Origin of the sequence: Enterobacter chinensis (assembly GCF_034008295.1) — a bacterium.
Taxonomy (GTDB): Bacteria; Pseudomonadota; Gammaproteobacteria; order Enterobacterales; family Enterobacteriaceae; genus Enterobacter; species Enterobacter chinensis.
The window spans coordinates 1-1910 of sequence record NZ_JARDVI010000014.1 but is presented as its reverse complement, the minus strand read 5'-3'; the positions used below and the strand labels follow the sequence as shown (position 1 = coordinate 1910).

The 1910-nt window shown below is 54.4% G+C and carries 2 protein-coding genes; both read right to left on the bottom strand.

Features of this window, described 5'->3' with window-relative positions; all coding sequences use genetic code 11:
• Nucleotides 1-156: 156 nt before the first annotated feature.
• Complete coding sequence (locus PYW49_RS23245; protein ID WP_320387683.1) at nucleotides 157-591, bottom strand: hypothetical protein; 435 nt, start codon at nucleotides 589-591, stop codon at nucleotides 157-159.
• A gap of 74 nt (nucleotides 592-665) precedes the next feature.
• On the bottom strand, nucleotides 666-1910 hold a 1245-nt coding region (locus tag PYW49_RS23240), incomplete at its 5' end, for a type VI secretion system Vgr family protein (protein WP_320387681.1).

Genomic DNA, 1910 nt, shown 5'->3' with positions numbered 1-1910 from the left:
GGGCGAACGACTCGGACATCGCCTCGCGGCCGGAGAGTTTCCAGAAGAGCAGCCCCTCGACCGGGAGCTGAACGGTAATTCGGTTGAGCATAATCGTTATTCCGTAAATGCAACATCTTTGTTTCAGCGGCCACGAAGCAGCGTCAATCGCAACGCTTACTTAAGCCACAGGCCTGAAAACATAAGGACACACCCTAACGAGAGAAGGAGTTTAGCGAAGACAAATAAGGGCGGCGCTACGGTGCGTGACATCAGGGAGATCTTTTCATAATTGCGAAAATTCATTTTTTTATGCGCGGCCATAACGCCTGAAAATAGAGTACACAGCAAAGCGACGGCAAATTTCATACCCCAGACGCACAGGAGAGACATAGAAATGATGATGGTGTATTTTTTTGCCACCGCTACAGGGAATAATAAAAATGACTGCGCCAGCCATTTCAAAAAGAAACCAATGACAACCGTAGAAAGCAGAGCAAGCACCAACATCAGGCCCGTTATGATCCACTGTTTTTTATTAAATAAGTTCTTTTCATTCCAGATAACCGCCAGCGTCAGGATCAAAAAGAAAAGAAAGAAAAACCAGTGCATTACAATTTATCCTATCGACTACCCCGTCGCCTTACGGTGACGGGGTAGTCGGTTATGAGCCAGCCTGAATACGTTTACTTATTGGCGTTGAAAACAAAAAAGCCATCCACTTCCTGCTGGATTGCCGTCTGGTGGGATGCCCCAGGAGGATTGATCGCATTGCTTCCACCGGTAGGATTCAGATGCAGTTCACCGCCAAGCGTGTTTATTTGCGCATTCTGCTTAGCAGTAAAGTTGAAGTTATTGCCAATGATATTAACGCTTCCATCTTTCGATAATTCAATGGCGCTTTCACCGCACTCCAGCCTCAGTGTATTACCCGCCGAAAGTATATAATCGTTAACCACTTTGTCACTGCGACTGTTACCCGTCAGGCAAACGACGTCCCCTTTAACGCCCGCTTTCTGATTTTTTACAACCCGTAAGGTTTCATCTTCTCCCACATATTGGGTTCGATTCTTTTCAGTCGAATGGGATTCATCATTTTTGACGTTGATATCCAGGTTGCGTTCGGCCTGGAGCCACACCTGCTCGCCCCCCGCCTTGTCTTCAAAGCGCAGGGCGTTGGCGTTGTCGACGGAGCCGTCTTTCGTCCGGCTCATAAAGCCCATCTGCGTCGCCGCTGCCGGCAGCGCCCACGGCGGCATGCTGGCTTCGTTATACACGCGACCGGTAATGATAGGACGGTCCGGGTCGCCGTTGATAAAGTCCACCACCACCTCATCGCCCACGCGCGGAATTTGCACCCCGCCGTAGCCCTGGCCCGCCCACGCGCTCGACACGCGCACCCAGCAGGAGCTGGTGTCGTCCCCCTTCGCCAGACGGTCCCAGTGGAACTTCACCTTCACGCGACCGTATTTGTCCGTCCAGATACTCTCCCCCTGCGGCCCCACGACTTTCGCCGTCTGCGGGCCGTAGGTGCGCGGCCACGCCGTGCTCTGCGCCGGACGGTACGACACCGACGCCGGGATGACCGTGAAATCGGTGCGGTGAATGGTTTCACCCTCGCCGCTGGCGTAGCGGTTCTCCTCGAAGTGGTATCCGGCCGCCGTCACCAGATACTGGCCGTTATCGCTGAAGAACGGCGCGTTAGTCAGGGTGAAGATGTGGCCCGGCGCAATGCCCGCCGCCGTGGCGGTGGCCTGAATCTGCTGGTGCTCAACCTGCCAGCGCTCCTGGCGAATGCGGGCGTAGAACTCCGCATGACCCGTCTCGACAAATCTTCCCGGCCAGTCGTAGACGTCAATGCTGCCCGGCTTCGGCGACGCCGGGTTCTGCTGCGCCTGGAACAGCCACGCGTTCGGCTTGCGGAAGTCATA

Excerpts from the sequence above, each read along its gene's own strand:
- PYW49_RS23245 (WP_320387683.1), bottom strand. The coding sequence starts at position 591 with ATGCACTGGTTTTTCTTTCTTTTCTTTTTGATCCTGACGCTGGCGGTT.